Below are 15,238 nucleotides of genomic sequence, written 5' to 3'. Positions count from 1 at the left end.
CCTCCTTTAGCCCCTTGGTTATTTGATCATGGTTTTAGCTACCGCCAGCATTTCATTTGTCGTCAGCGTACTGGCCCGATTGTCTGAAAGGGTATATTGTATCGTGCCTGAGTTATCCAGCCATACTAGCTTTGTGTTAAAGCTTGCGTCTTTAGCGGAATCAGTTGTAAGTACTACTTTTCTGCCGTTGACCGTTAATTCTTTCTTAGATTCCGAAGCTCTTACAAAAGGTACCGCTCCTTCCGGAAGTTTGGATGGCGGCGACCCAGTTACAATGCTAAAATTGGCTTTTCCTTTCGCATACAGCTGCATAGACAAATTCGTCTGGTTCCAGCTGATGATTTTACTAAACAACTGTTTATTAGAATTACCAGCAACCGCTGCTGCCTTCAATTCCTGCTCTAGTTGCAAATACAGCTCTGAATCATTAGCTACAGCCGGTGGATAGATGATGGCTCTCGCCAGAGTGAAGCCTTTAGGAAGATTTCCGGGCTGCGGAATAGACGGACCCTTTAGCGCTTTAAACTTCGCAGCAAAGGATTTATAGTCCTTAAAAACAAACCCTTTGCCAGAGAAGCTGATCGCATCCTGTGGATTGGAGACTTTATCCCGTACGTAGTAGGCCAAAAGCGTACCTTCCTTCACTCCAGCTACGAGTGCCTGCAATTCCTTTTGGGTCTTCTGATCGGTTTGTGATGCAACCTGCGCTCCTGATGCCGCCGCAATTGTAAGAGACAAGCCGGGTACATCCACACCCCCGGCCACTCCTGTTCCCAGCAAGATTGCTGCAGAGAACGCGATAACTGTTTTTTTGAAATCAGAATGGAGCTTCAATTTCTAACATCCTCTCCTTCAATAAGGTAAATGTATTTTCACCCCTGTTTTTTAACTACACTTCTATAACAATCCAACATTAGAAAAAGGGACATTTTCTCACAAAAAAGAGGCTGTCCCAAAAGCCATGAAATAGTTGCTTGGGAAAGCCTCTTTTTTGTTCTTAACATTACAAGTGACGCATCAAGTGATGCTCCTAATGATGCAATAAGTGAGCACTTATAGAACAATTGGGGAATCTCTCCCTAAACCTCAGATATTTCTGTCCACAGAACGTATCGCCCATAGTCCACCGTCACATATACCACTAATTCCACAAATCATCTACTGCAAGCCGCACGAAAATCATACATAGCACATCGCCCACCGCCCCAACCATTAACATAGAACTCTACGCGTGGCATATCGTCACATGGCACAGTAAAATCCATTATTCCCCTATTCCATAAAAAAGCTGCCTCCCAAGTAGAATTCACTACTTTTGAGACAGCTTCTCATAATGTACAGTTAGAACAGTAGCTAGTGAATAAAACTGGTGGCAATCTTTTGCCATTGCTCACAAGTCAGTTTATTCTCCTGCTTGTCGCTCAGAGAAAGAACCATCTGGGTGGCTTCATCATACCAATACAATCGATTCTGAGAAGACCAAGCATTCTTCCCTTTTCCAGTACCCGCCGCGATAAATATTGCCTCTTTACCTGTACCTGTCACAGACCATTTTTCAGCAGTCTGGCCTTCCAAGATAGACACTTGCATGGTATAACCCTTAAAAACACTCTGCCTTAAGGATAGTGTAATTCTTTGATCTCCGTTGTGGTAGGTAACCTCAGCATTATCTATGGAATTTGCAGCTATCTTCTCCATAAACAAGTTTTGTCCAGTTTTATCGGTTGTAGCCTTTTTTTGAAATTGTTCAAGGATTTCTTCATATTCTGTGTCTAGCGACTTGTATAGGGGAGCTGCATTAAAAGTTCCTTGCTCGAATTCATAACCATCAGCTAACGAGGAAGGCAACCCTGGCCAGAAATCGCCAACCGTTTTTAATTCTTTTACGAAGTCTTGATATTTCGAATACACCGGCGAAATAAAAGCAAACTGCAATTGATTTCCATAGCCTAACCCTAACTCCAGCTTATTTAATTCAGCATCCTTCACATAATAAGCAGCCATTTCCCCAGTGTTTAAACGAGCAAGCACTTGCTCTTTATAAGTCATAGATAAGCTCTGATACTTCTCTATCGCAGGCGAGGTTGTCGGATCAGGCGTATTATTATGCACCGTCTTCACAACAGCCTTCCCTCCGCTGTTCACTAGTGTAATAATACCACCTTGGGGTTTTGAGATATCAATTGTAACCTGGCTACCTTGTTCCGATAAATCTCCATCAGCAGATAGCTGAAAAGCACCCAACCCGATAATCCCTAGCAATACAGCCGCGGAGACTCCTGTGAGCACTCTTTTTCTAAACCTAGACGGGTGTTGGGGCATCTCCTTTTGCTTCTGCATAATAGGATCTTCCGGTTCTGGGAACGGCTTCAGCTCGATAACGATGTTCGTCCTTTCACCGTCAATCCTATTCTGTTGTTCATGAATTGCTCTTACCCGCTTCATAACAGCTGCTTTTACATCCAGCTCTTCGCAGCTCCCTACCGCATCCATTTTCTTGATCATTTTCTCTTCAACAAAGCCTCGTTGCCGCACCATTCCGTTCCCCCTTTCTGAGCATTCAGCATTTTGCCAAGCTTCGTAATCGTTCGCCTGTATTTTTTCTTCACAGCATCAGTATTCTTATCCAGAATCTCCGCAATCTCCGGGAAGCTCTGTTCCTCAAAGATTCTAAGTACTAACAGGTTTCGCTCCTCTGTCTTCAGCTTCTCGAGGGCAAAAGTCAGATGTTCGTTAAATATGTAACGGTCCATCAACTGTTCCGGGCTTTCTGCAGGCGGATCTGGTTGAAAAAGCGCCATAAACTTTATTTGGCTTTGACGTTTGCGGATCAGACTGAGGCAATGATGGTAGGCAATTTTATATAGCCATGAAGAGAAGCTCGCGATAGGGCGGTATGTGCCTATATGCTGATATGCCTTTACCAGAATTTCCTGTACTGCATCCTCCGCTTCAGTACGGCTCCCAAGCAGCCGACAGCAATAGCGGTAAATCGGCTTTTGAAAAGCCTCGACGATCAAGGCATAGGAATCTACCTCGCCTGCCTGTACCCGAACAACAGTGTGCTCGATCCCGTCCAAAATCAGCAAACTCCCCTTTCTCATTAACGTATATCCTTATAAGTCTTATGATCATCCAAAAGGGACACTTTGGGAATATTTTTTTCATGAAAAGGAGCCGACTGACACATAATACCTTCATTCCTATCACAGAAAGGAGTTTCCCCGATGCCGGCAGCGATCAAAGGTACAATTACCATAGACGGAGAAGAAATCATCATCACTAATCCAGAAAAGCTGCTCTGGCCTGAATGTGGCATTACCAAACGAATTTATCTGCAAAAGCTCGCTGCACTCTCTCCCTATCTGCTGCGTTATTGCCGAGACCGGCTGCTTACCGTCATTCGTTATCCGCACGGCATCACTGGAATGTCCTTTTATCAGAAAAATGCGCCTGATCCTCTTCCGGCCTTTGTCCAAACCGCTGTACACGAGAATATTAACTATATCAAGCTGCAAGGTTTACCCGAGCTGATCTGGCTGGGGAATCTGGCTGCTTTGGAATTCCACCCTTCCCTGCATTATGTAGGCAGCGAGCTGCCCTGTGAGTGGATGATTGATCTTGATCCGTCACTTGAGATCGAACCTCGTATCATGGAAGCAACTGCGATCGTTGGGGCGGTCTTAACCTCTCTTGGCCTCTCCTCTGTACCCAAAACCTCCGGTGCTACCGGGGTGCAAATCATCGTCCCTATCGAGACTGGCGTTACTTTTGATGGATTGCGGAAAATCGGGCATTTTGTGGGTCGTTATGTCACCGAAAAGCATCCCAACCTGTTCACCCTGGAACGTCTAAAAAAGAATCGCGGAGATAAAATTTATTTTGACTACCTTCAGCATTATAGCGGCAAAACATTAGCTGCACCTTACACACCACGCGCAAGACCATTTGCTACAGTTTCTACACCCTTGCTCTGGGAGGAGGTTCAGCAAAATGTATCTCCCTCTAATTTTCATCTGCTCAATATCGAGGAACGCCTTCTGCGTATGGGAGATCTTTTAGAGAAAGTGCCCCCACAGCCCGTTGAACAGCTCATCGCTAAGCTCCCATAAAGAGCAATCCCATAGAAAAAAGAGCCTAAAAACAGCAATAAGCCCGCAGCATCAACTACATGCTACGAGCTTATTTGGCGTCCCACTCAAGGACAGAAGGTATACTATATAAGAATACGGCAGGCCGAGCTTTGTTCACCGTATTTATTGCTTTTTTATCCGTAAAAATACCTTCTTTCAGTTAATAATACTTAAGAGCTACGCTAGTGGATGGATTTCTTCTTGAAGCGGCCACCTTTAACATCATGAATGTTACCTATTGCGATGAATGCATCAGAATCCCAATCTTCAACAATGGTTTTAAGCTTAGCTTCTTCCAGACGGGTGATAACTACAAAGATCACTTTCTTGTTCTCACCGGAAAATCCGCCTTCTCCATCTAAATAAGTAACACCACGTCCAAGACGCTCTGTCAGAGCTTCCCCGATATCGCGGAATTTATCACTGATAATCCATACTGATTTCGATTGATCCAGACCCTCAAGGGTGATGTCAATAACCTTAAATGCAATATAATAAGCAATCAGGGAGAACATCGCGTTATTCCAACCGAACACAAATCCAGCTCCGGACAAGATGAACAGGTTGAAGAACATAACTACTTCACCTACAGAGAAGGGAAGCTTCTTGGCTACCAAAATCGCAACAATTTCTGTACCGTCTAGAGATCCCCCGAAACGTACAACCAATCCAACACCTACACCTAGAATGATACCGCCAAACACGGCAGCAAGCATCGGTTCAACTGTAAAGGCCTCTACATGATGCAGCATTGAAGTGCCGATAGACATAAGTAAAATCGCATATAAGGTAGATAAGGCAAATGTCTTACCGATTTGCTTATAACCGATTAACAGGAACGGAAGGTTGAGCAGTGTCAATAATATACCCAGAGGAATGTCAAATAAATGTGATAAAATAATGGAGATACCGGTAATCCCGCCATCAATCATTTGATTAGGTACTAGGAATATCTCAAGTGCAACAGCCATCATGGCGGCCCCTACGGATAACATGATCATACGCTGCGCGAACTTAGCCATTTTATGGGCACCGGTCTTCTGCAGTTTGTTCTGCTCCTCTTTGGTAAACATTTGTGGACTCACATTCATAGAACTCCCCCTACAATTTAACAGTATAGTTTTGAAACATTCGGAAGTATAACTACAATCTATACTTTCTTACATTTCTTCTTATACAATTATTATATCACAAAATATGCTCTAATAATGAATGGAACACGTACTATCCTTCGAAAAATTCAGATTTAGTCCTCTTTCCGGTCATAACAGCGGTGATAACAACTGACATAGCCCTTCACCGAGTTTGACAATTCTCCCTCTCTCCTTAAATTTTACAGGATCAATGAATTCACTGTTCTTTTGATCCTTTTCAAACCCCGCGACTAGCTCTGCTATCGTCTCAGGATGCAGCAAAACCGCTGTCATTTCGAAATTAGAATAGAAGCTGCGCATATCCAGATTCGCACTTCCCACCGTACCCAGCAGATCATCCACAATCATGACTTTGGCATGCATAAATCCTTTGGTGTAGCGATAGAACTTCACGCCTGCATCTTGTAAATTCTCCAGATAAGACAAAGAAGCATGATAAACAAGCTTATTATCAGGCTTCGCCGGAATGATGATTCTAACATCCACTCCACGAAGGACTGCACTCTTCAAAGCACGACAAATCGCAGGGTCCGGAATAAAATACGGTGAAGTAATCCAGATCCGTTCCCTAGCAGAGCAAAGAGCGGCAAAATACATCTCCTGAGAAGCATCGATCGCAGCATCCGGTCCACTTCCTACAATCTGCACGGCCTCTTGCTCCTTGCAAGAGTGCTCAGGGAACAAACGAGGATGACTCATACCTTCACCAGAGGCCAGTCTCCAATCCTTCAGGAAGACATACTGAATATAATAAACAGAATCTCCTTCTAAACGCAGATGGGTATCGCGCCAGTACCCCATCTTGGCGTCCTTTCCTAAGTAATCATCACCGATATTCATTCCCCCCGTAAAACCAATCAATCCGTCCACCACTAGGATCTTCCGATGATTGCGGAAATTAAACCGACGATCCAGTAAAGAACTAATCGGAGGTAAAAAAAAGTGGAACTCCACCCCGGCATTTCTCAGGGTTCGAATAAACCTACGGCTTAATCGATGACTGCCCAGTCCATCACAAAGCAAACGCACCTTTACTCCCTGCCGCGCCTTTCGAATCATAACGTCCTGAAACTGTTCTCCGATCTCATCATCACGATAAATATAAAATTGCATGTGGATATGCTCTTTTGCCTCTTCCATGGCTTCCAGCATAGCGTCGTAAGCTTCTCTTGCAGTTGACAGCACTCTGCTTTTGTTATGGCCTGTAATAGGCCCTTCCGAGAGCTTTGCAAGCAAAACCAATAAACCCTCGTTATTCTCAAACTGAGCGTTTCCAGTATCCGACGCATGTTTTACTACCTTAATCTTACCAGTGACATACGAACGGATTTCCCGGAACAGTGAAGTACATCTTTTGTTCAATTTTCTATTCTGTCTGTAGTCACGACCTAGAAAATAATAGAATGCCAGACCGAGCGGTGGACAACAGAAGGAAATAAACAACCATGCTATAGCCCTTTGCGGGCGTCGGTACTCCAGAAATACAATCAATGCAATCTGTATGATAAAAAGAATTAGAATTATCGCGAAAATCTTCAATTCTCTACCCCCTCAATTAATAAAAACAGATGCAATAGACTCTCTGCGATGACTCTAGTACAGGTTTTGCCGTAACTCTCCTTCTTTATTCAAACAAACCGTTGTCATGTTCCTGAAAGATATGGAATACATAGAGTAGTAGGACAATTCGGATGAGCCTAATGGAAGAAAAGTCGTTAGCCTCAGGTATCGCAAGCGGCTGCCATAAGCCGCAGAAAGGAGAAGCCATGAAGAGTCAGCCAGATCATAAACGGATTACGCTGCTTGTCGTAAGGGATGCCGGACGTCCAGTCAAACAGCTCCACATCTCCAAACCGCTAGCGTTCGCCTTACCGGCAGCAGCAGCCCTGTCTATCTCCAGTCTGGTCACCTCTATGCATTTCCATGCCTCTCAGTCCATCTCACAGCTAGAAGCCGAGGCAGCCGCACTATCGCTAACCAATCTCCGCATGGAAATGAAGGTCGCCGACAAGGATAAAGATTTAACACAGCTTCGTAGCCAGGTCAGCGAACTTTCGGAAGAGGCAGATAACATTAAAGACAAGCTGAAGAGTGTAAATGCACTGGAACAGGAGCTGCAAGCATTGATTAACAAAAGCAAAGGTGCTGCTGCCGCTACAGACACGAATGAATCTCAACCGGAGAAATCCGCAACAGAAAAATCAAAAGCTGGATCGGCCACTTCAAATTCAACATTAGGTTTATCGAACCGTCTTTCTTCTCCTGTTCCTAAAGAGACTTCCTTTAAGCAGAGTACAGAAGAGAACTCATCTTCCACTTCTCTATCCGCCATAAGTTTCCGCTTTGGGGCCATCACCGCAGCCCTTCCAAAAACACTCACCCCGCAGGTTGGTGGAGAATACATCGCGGTGTATCAGAACGACGCTACGAGCTTGGTGGAAGAAACTAAGGATGACTTTGAGGAGATTCACGGGATGCTTGATGAAATGGTGGAAAGTATCACACAGACGATCACACAGGCAGAGCATGAAAATAACGTACAGGCAAATCTGCAAGCTCAAAAGGCCCGTGCAGAAAAGGCTAAACTTAACGCTGTACCGCTCTGGCCTACCGAGTCCAAAGTCATTTCTTCAAGCTTCGGCTACCGCTCAGATCCATTCAAAGGTTTGTCTGCGTTCCATTCCGGTGTCGATATTGCTGGGAACATCGGTGATCCTGTATATGCTGCCTTAGATGGCGAGGTTATTACTGCGGAACAAATGGGCGCACGCGGAAAATACATCGTGATTAAGCATTCAAATGGATTGGAAACCTGGTACATGCATTTGAACGGAATGATCGTATCTGCGGGAGACAAGGTTAGCAAAGGGCAGAAAATCGGCTTGCTTGGAAGCACTGGCCGAAGCACAGGTCCTCATCTTCATTTTCAGGTTGTGAAGCAGAATAAAACAGTCAACCCTTTAGCGTATGTCAAACCCTAAAGGGTTGCATTTAATTTCAAAATAGGAGGAATTTATAAATGTGGAACAAACGGCAGCAGCGTGTCCCCTTTAAATCTACCGATTCCCTAATTGGGCATGGAGGAACACTGGAGGGTAAGGTGCAATGTGATACAAACCTGCGGATTGAGGGTACCTTTAGCGGTGAGATTATTTGCAGTGGTGTCGTGACTGTAGGAGAAGAAGGAACAGTGCGCTCCAGTATTAAAGCGGAAGAAATCGTGATTGCCGGCAAAGTATACGGGGATGTTACGGCTGATCGCAGACTCATTATGACCGGAACCGGAGAATTGCATGGCAATATTTCAGCAGGAGCACTTAGCATTATGGAAGGCAGCCTCCTGAATGGCTCCATTGCCATGCAAGAACAGCCCACCTCTGAAAAAGCAGGTGAGCCCAAAAGTAATATGAAAAAGGACAAGGCAGCCAAGCGCTCCTCCAAAGCTCAAGGAACACTTGAAGCCGGCTAGACTTATTTCTATGAAGCAACGTCCCTTTTACGGAAGACAATCCAGGAAATGGCCAGGAATAGGATATAGTACACCGCTAATACAGCTATGGAGAAACCAAGTGTTGAGCCCCCCGGACCCGTATCCGACAATAGGTAGCCTCTTAGATCCATATGTGTGAAGATCAAGTATTGGGCCCATTCAAACCGTTCTGGACTAAAAATAACCGTAAAAATACTCTTGGCAAACATAATAAATAAGGATAATCCAATAGCCAGCCCACTTGCGCGGAATACGCTAGATACCATGAAAGCCAGAGCAGCAGTCAGGAAAAGCTCAATGTAACGACATAGGAGATCTAGGAAGGAATATTCCGCTGGACTCCAAGCCGTAATGGATGACATCGTATCTCCCGAAGATGAGGAGAAGATTAACGAAGCACCAAACCCAAAAGCAATCAATACTGCGGTGCTAAGCAAACTGAATAACACCATGGAAATATATTTCGAGAGCAGGATCTTGGAGCGACTCCACGGGCGAATCAGCAGCAGCTTAATGGTTCCCCAGGTAAATTCGCCCGCTACGGAGTCAGAAGCCACTACAACGGTAAAGATTGTATTCAAGAAGAACGCAATACTCACCGTCATCTGAAAGTTGTCCCAAAGCCCCATAAGCGATGAATCGCCTTCGCTTGTGAAATAAATAAGCGCAGGAAGCAGCACGCTCATCACTGCAAGAATAAGCAGCATAATCCATGTGCGGACACGGCTGTATATTTTGATATTCTCATTATGTATGAGAGCTGTAAACTCACCCAATTCCTTCACCTCCTGTAACCTCTAAGAATTGATCCTCCAGCGTACGGGCAAGGGTTCTGATGTTATACACCTTAATCCCACCTGCCACTAGCTTGGCATTTAATTCTGCAATCTCCTCACGCTCTGCCTCAAGCACAAGTCCCCCACTCTTAAATACTCCACGTCCAATGAGGGCTAACGCAGCCTCAGCATTATCAACCTCGAACAAGGTTTCTCCCAGAGGCATTACAGTATTGCCTACCCCTTTCAGCTGCTTCACATCCACCAGTCGTCCATTTTGGATAATCGCTACGCTGTCACACATGAGCTCCATCTCGGAAAGTAAATGACTGGAGACGAATACAGTTGTTCCTTCTTCCTGACATAAACGGCGTAAATAGTCTCGGAGCTCGCGTATCCCTTGTGGGTCCAGCCCGTTGGTTGGCTCATCTAGAATCAGCAGCTTGGGTCTGTGCAGCAGTGCTTGAGCCACTCCCAGCCTCTGACGCATACCTAGCGAATAGGTCTTAACTTTGTCATGAATTCTTTGACCTAGTCCGACTAGCTCGACAACCTCATCTATCCGTTGCTTTGTTACCCCTGGCACCATCCGTGCATATTGGCGCAGATTCTGATAACCGGTGAGGAACTTGTACATCTCTGGATTTTCTACAATGGCCCCTATATTTGCGATAGCCTCTTCAAAATGGTTTTTAATACTACGGCCACAGATCAAGATGTCTCCACGACTAATGGAAATCAATCCTACCATCATCCGTATTGTAGTAGTCTTACCTGCTCCGTTGGGTCCCAAAAAACCGAAGATTTGTCCAGGCGGGATGTCCAGCGTTAAATCGCTCACCAGCGTTTTCGAGCCGATTTTTTTGGTGACTCCCTGCAGGCGGGCAACAGGCTCCATCAATATTTCTGTATTCGACATAGTCTCACTTCCTTTCATCTATAACCTAGTTTACCACATATACCCTTTTTTCCGAAAATCACTAGAGGATAAGAGTCTGCCAGTAAAAAAAGGAACCTGACTTCTCCGGTATTAGGAAGAGTCAGGTCCCCTTATTCACTTAGTTCCTATTTCATTCAAGTACAACAGTTTAACCGCCAACACGGGCAAGCTCGCGCATATTTGCTTCAAATGCAGCCATCAACGCAGCTTCTCCGGTCAATCCGGTTTGTTCTACCTTGCGAATTTGCTCCATCATCCGTTTGTAATCCTTCGGAATGACACGAACGAAGTTCGGCAAGCTATCTGCCCACTGATTCAGTACCCGTGCGCCAGCCGCACTACCTGTAAGCTTGGTATGGCGGATAATCAGCTCACGCAGCTCTTCGATCTCCTCAGACTCTTCCACTCTCTCGAGCAGTACCATTTCGAGATTGCAGCGGCCGATGAAGGTTCTATCTGGGTCGTAGACATAAGCGATGCCGCCTGACATCCCTGCCGCAAAGTTACGGCCAGTTTCACCAAGGACAACCACTCGGCCTCCAGTCATGTATTCACAGCCGTGGTCACCCACGCCTTCTACAACAACCTTCGCTCCGGAGTTACGGACGGCAAAACGTTCACCAGCGATACCGTTAATATAAGCTTCTCCACCTGTTGCACCGTAGAATGCAGTATTTCCGATAATGATATTGTCCTCAGCAGCAAAGGTAGCTTTCGGAGATGGCTTGATAATAATCTTACCACCCGACAATCCTTTACCTACATAGTCATTGGAATCTCCTTCCACCGTAAGCGTGATTCCCTTAGGCACGAATGCACCCAAGCTTTGACCAGCAGAACCGGTGAAATGAAGCCGAATCGTATCATCCGGCAAACCTGCGGCCCCATACTTGCGGGTCAGCTCGCTGCCAAGGATAGTTCCGACGGCACGATTAACGTTCGTGATTGGCAGTGATGCCTCAACAGCCGTACCTGATTCCAGTGCAGGTGCTGCCAGGTCGAGCAGCTGCGAAACATCAAGTGTCTCTTCCAGACCATGATTCTGGTATTTACTGCGGAAGCGTGTGCTTCCTTCCGGTAATTCCGGTGTATGCAGCAGGCTGCTCAAATCTATGCCTTTCTTCTTCCAATGCTTCGACGCCTGAGTTGCGTCTAGACAATCGGTACGGCCTACCATCTCTTCAATTGTACGGAAGCCGAGACTTGCCATAATTTCACGTAGATCCTGTGCCACGAAGGTCATAAAGTTAACTACATGCTGCGGATCACCGGTAAAATTCTTACGAAGATCCGGATTCTGTGTAGCTACACCAACCGGACAAGTATCCATTTGGCAGACACGCATCATAATACAGCCAACAGATACTAGCGGAGCAGTGGCAAAACCATACTCTTCGGCCCCAAGCAATACAGCTACAGCCAAATCGCGGCCGCTTAGCATTTTACCATCTGTTTCCAGAACTACACGGTCACGCAGATTGTTGAGCATCAATGTCTGATGGGTTTCAGCCAAGCCAAGCTCCCACGGAAGACCCGCATGACGAATGGAGTTCATCGGCGATGCCCCTGTACCTCCATCATAGCCACTAACCAAGATAATATCAGCGCGCCCTTTGGCTACACCCGCAGCAATCGTACCCACTCCAACTTCCGATACGAGCTTAACATTAATGTTTGCACGTGGATTTGCATTTTTCAGATCATAGATCAGCTCTGCCAAATCCTCGATAGAGTAAATATCATGATGCGGTGGAGGTGAGATCAGACCGACACCTGCTGTTGAGCCACGTACTTCAGCGACCCAAGGATAAACTTTACGTCCCGGAAGCTGTCCACCTTCCCCTGGTTTAGCACCCTGAGCCATTTTAATCTGGATCTCATCAGCGTTAACTAGGTAGTTCGAGGTAACACCAAAACGTCCAGAAGCTACTTGTTTAATCGCACTGCGACGTGAATCACCATTGCTATCCGGAATATAGCGGGCTGGATCTTCGCCGCCTTCACCTGTATTACTCTTACCACCGATACGGTTCATCGCAATGGCCAGTGTCTCATGTGCTTCCTTACTAATGGAACCAAAGGACATTGCACCCGTCTTAAACCGTTTCATAATGGACGATGCAGATTCTACTTCTTCCAGTGGAATCGGTTCATAGGCTGACTTGAATTGCAACAAGGAACGAAGCGTCAATTGTTTCTCGCTTTCTCCTTGAACAAGGGCAGCATATTTCTTGTACATATCATAATTCCCGCTACGCACAGAGTGCTGAAGCAGATGAATCGTCTGTGGATTGAATAGATGCTCTTCCCCATCATTACGCCATTGATAATCGCCACCGGAGTCAAGCACCTTATCATTTCCGTCTTTTTCTGTAAAAGCACGGTTATGATGGATAAGCGCCTCAGTTGCCACTTCCTCCAGGCCAATCCCCCCAATCCGGGAAGGTGTCCAAGTAAAGTAACGATCCACGAACTCAGAGTTCAGACCCACAGCTTCAAAAATCTGCGCACCGCGGTAAGATTGAATCGTCGAAATTCCCATTTTAGAAAGAATCTTAACTACGCTCTTAGTCGCAGCTTTAATATAGTTCTTCACTGCTTTTTCATGCGAGATTCCCCGCAATAAGCCTTGGCCGATCATGTCATCCAAGCTTTCAAAAGCCAGATAAGGATTTACTGCACTCACACCATAACCGAGCAGCAGCGCATAATGATGGACTTCACGTGGTTCACCGGATTCCAGCAAAATACTAACCTTCGTCCGTGTTCCTTGGCGGATCAAATGGTGATGCAGACTCGATACCGCAAGCAGAGCTGGAATCGCAGCATTCTCACTGTCCACACCGCGGTCAGTCAGAATCAGAATGTTATGCCCTTTTGCCATAACACGGTCAGCAGCCTCGTTCATGCGCTCAAGCGCGATGCGTAATCCTTCTGCCCCAAGCTCAGCCGGGAAAAGAATTGGAATAGACATCGATTTGAAGCCTGCACGGCGAACATGGCGAATCTTAGCAAAATCTTCGTTTGAAAGAATTGGCGTTTGCAGCGAGATCTGGCGGCAGCTTTCCGGTTCCGGTTTAAGCAAATTACGCTCTGGTCCAATCGTAGTCGTTGTGGATGTAACCAGCTCTTCACGAATGGCATCGATGGGTGGATTCGTTACCTGAGCAAACATTTGTTTGAAATAGTTATAGAGACGTTGCGGGCGGTCCGAAAATACGGCGAGCGGAGCATCATAACCCATGGAACCGACAGCTTCAGCACCAGTAGATGCCATTGGCTCAAGCACCTTACGCAAGTCTTCAAAAGTATAGCCGAAAGCCTGCTGTAGCTGTTGTACATTATCATGCTTAGGATTTGGCAGTTCAGGTGCATCCGGAAGCTCATCAAGACTGATCAAATGCTCATCCAGCCACTGGCGATAAGGCTTCTCAGAGGCGATAGCCGATTTAACTTCCTCATCGGAGATAATGCGGCCTTCCTTCGTATCCACGAGCAGCATGCGTCCAGGCTTCAGGCGGTCTTTATATAGGATGTCCTCTGCTGGAATGTCCAGTACACCGGCTTCTGAGGATAAAATAATCATATCGTCTTTCGTTACATAATAACGAGCAGGACGCAGGCCGTTACGGTCCAGAATAGCGCCGATTTGTATCCCATCGGTAAAGCCCATTGCAGCAGGCCCGTCCCATGGCTCCATTAGAGTACTGTGATATTCATAAAATGCTTTTTTATCAGCATCCATACTATCATGATTGCTCCATGGTTCAGGAACCATCATCATGGCTACCTGTGGTAAGGATCGTCCGCTCAAATAGAGAAACTCAAAGGTGTTATCGAACATTGCAGTGTCCGATCCATCCGGGTTAATAACAGGCTTGATCTTATTCAGATCTTCACCAAACACTTCGCTCTTAAACAATGACTGGCGCGCATGCATCCAGTTCACATTACCACGCAAGGTATTGATCTCACCGTTGTGGATCATAAAGCGGTAGGGATGCGCACGTTCCCAGCTTGGGAAGGTGTTCGTGCTGAAACGGGAGTGAACTAACGCGATCGCTGATTCCAGCTCTTCGTTCTGCAAATCCAGGTAGAATTGTCCAACTTGTTCTGTAGTCAGCATGCCTTTGTATACAATCTTACGGCACGACAAGCTTGGAATATAGAAGGATTCATCCTCTTCTGCACCACCGTAACGAATGGCAAGCTCTGCACGTTTGCGGATTACATAAAGCTTACGTTCAAAAGACAACTCATTCGTGACTGAAGCCGAGCGGCCGATAAATACTTGACGCACAAAAGGCTTAGCAGCTTTCGCTGTCTTGCCAAGCATTTCATCATAGGTAGGCACATCACGATAGCCGAGTACTATTTGACCTTCTTCAGCAATAATATTGCTTAAGAGAGCTTCATGCTGCGCCCGAACTTCATCGTTATGAGATAAAAAGATCATGCCCACGCCATAATGGCCTTGTTCCGGCAAAGCAAAGCCTAGCTTCTGAGCTTCGCTTGCAAAGAAACGGTGCGGAATTTGAAGCATGATACCTGCTCCGTCACCAGAGTTGGGTTCGCTACCTTGGCCTCCCCGATGCTCCATATTAAAGAGCATTGTCAAAGCATTACTTACGATATTGTGAGACGGTGTGCCTTTAATATGAGCTACAAATCCCATGCCGCAAGCATCTTTTTCGAACTGGGGATCATACAGGCCCTGTTTTACGGGCAGTTCAGTGTGTTTCATC

The 15,238-nt window shown here is 46.0% G+C and carries 11 protein-coding genes; 3 read left to right on the top strand and 8 right to left on the bottom strand.

Translation table 11 applies throughout. From position 1 onward, the window contains the following. Positions 1 to 18: 18 nt before the first annotated feature. The 3 genes from NYE58_RS05400 to NYE58_RS05390 all read right to left on the bottom strand — a co-directional run bounded on the left by NYE58_RS05400 (position 19) and on the right by NYE58_RS05390 (position 3,104). The gene (locus tag NYE58_RS05400) at positions 19 to 834 is read right to left on the bottom strand and encodes a hypothetical protein (protein ID WP_341001256.1); all 816 of its coding nucleotides are present in this window, start codon (positions 832 to 834) and stop codon (positions 19 to 21) included. 519 nt (positions 835 to 1,353) lie between these two features. Beyond that, a complete protein-coding gene (locus tag NYE58_RS05395) occupies positions 1,354 to 2,538 on the bottom strand; it encodes a hypothetical protein (RefSeq protein WP_341001255.1) in 1,185 nt (394 codons plus the stop codon). After that, complete coding sequence (locus tag NYE58_RS05390; protein ID WP_256717243.1) at positions 2,502 to 3,104, bottom strand: RNA polymerase sigma factor; 603 nt, start codon at positions 3,102 to 3,104, stop codon at positions 2,502 to 2,504. Before NYE58_RS05390 ends, NYE58_RS05395 begins: the two co-directional genes overlap by 37 nt. A gap of 123 nt (positions 3,105 to 3,227) precedes the next feature. Here NYE58_RS05390 and ligD point away from each other — a divergent pair, with 123 nt between their 5' ends. Continuing rightward, a complete protein-coding gene (ligD, locus tag NYE58_RS05385; RefSeq protein ID WP_076129236.1) occupies positions 3,228 to 4,112 on the top strand; it encodes a non-homologous end-joining DNA ligase in 885 nt (294 codons plus the stop codon). Positions 4,113 to 4,315: 203 nt separating this feature from the next. Here the strand turns inward: ligD and NYE58_RS05380 are convergent, their stop codons facing one another. Both NYE58_RS05380 and cls read right to left on the bottom strand, forming a co-directional pair. Then, a complete protein-coding gene (locus NYE58_RS05380) occupies positions 4,316 to 5,155 on the bottom strand; it encodes a YitT family protein (protein ID WP_248547977.1) in 840 nt (279 codons plus the stop codon). Positions 5,156 to 5,395: 240 nt separating this feature from the next. Further along, the gene (cls, locus tag NYE58_RS05375; protein ID WP_076276843.1) at positions 5,396 to 6,826 is read right to left on the bottom strand and encodes a cardiolipin synthase; all 1,431 of its coding nucleotides are present in this window, start codon (positions 6,824 to 6,826) and stop codon (positions 5,396 to 5,398) included. Positions 6,827 to 6,978: 152 nt separating this feature from the next. Between cls and NYE58_RS05370 the strand changes: the two genes are divergently transcribed. After that, a complete protein-coding gene (locus NYE58_RS05370) occupies positions 6,979 to 8,268 on the top strand; it encodes a peptidoglycan DD-metalloendopeptidase family protein (protein ID WP_076302845.1) in 1,290 nt (429 codons plus the stop codon). Positions 8,269 to 8,306: 38 nt separating this feature from the next. Then, entirely contained in the window at positions 8,307 to 8,756 is a 450-nt protein-coding gene (locus tag NYE58_RS05365; protein WP_038568928.1) for a bactofilin family protein, read from the top strand. An 8-nt stretch (positions 8,757 to 8,764) separates the two neighbouring features. On the opposite strand, the gene NYE58_RS05360 is transcribed toward NYE58_RS05365, so the two are convergent. The 3 genes from NYE58_RS05360 to gltB all read right to left on the bottom strand — a co-directional run bounded on the left by NYE58_RS05360 (position 8,765) and on the right by gltB (position 15,237). Beyond that, the gene (locus NYE58_RS05360; protein ID WP_076185050.1) at positions 8,765 to 9,553 is read right to left on the bottom strand and encodes an ABC transporter permease; all 789 of its coding nucleotides are present in this window, start codon (positions 9,551 to 9,553) and stop codon (positions 8,765 to 8,767) included. Next, entirely contained in the window at positions 9,546 to 10,472 is a 927-nt protein-coding gene (locus NYE58_RS05355) for an ABC transporter ATP-binding protein (protein ID WP_232061156.1), read from the bottom strand. Before NYE58_RS05355 ends, NYE58_RS05360 begins: the two co-directional genes overlap by 8 nt. A gap of 169 nt (positions 10,473 to 10,641) precedes the next feature. Then, a complete protein-coding gene (gene gltB / locus NYE58_RS05350; RefSeq protein ID WP_076218345.1) occupies positions 10,642 to 15,237 on the bottom strand; it encodes a glutamate synthase large subunit in 4,596 nt (1,531 codons plus the stop codon). Position 15,238 lies beyond the last annotated feature (1 nt).

The sequence above is a fragment of the Paenibacillus sp. FSL L8-0708 genome, from assembly GCF_038009325.1.
GTDB lineage: Bacteria > Bacillota > Bacilli > Paenibacillales > Paenibacillaceae > Paenibacillus_AQ > Paenibacillus_AQ odorifer.
The sequence above is the reverse complement of the archived record's forward strand: the minus strand, read 5'-3'. Positions and strand labels throughout refer to the sequence as shown.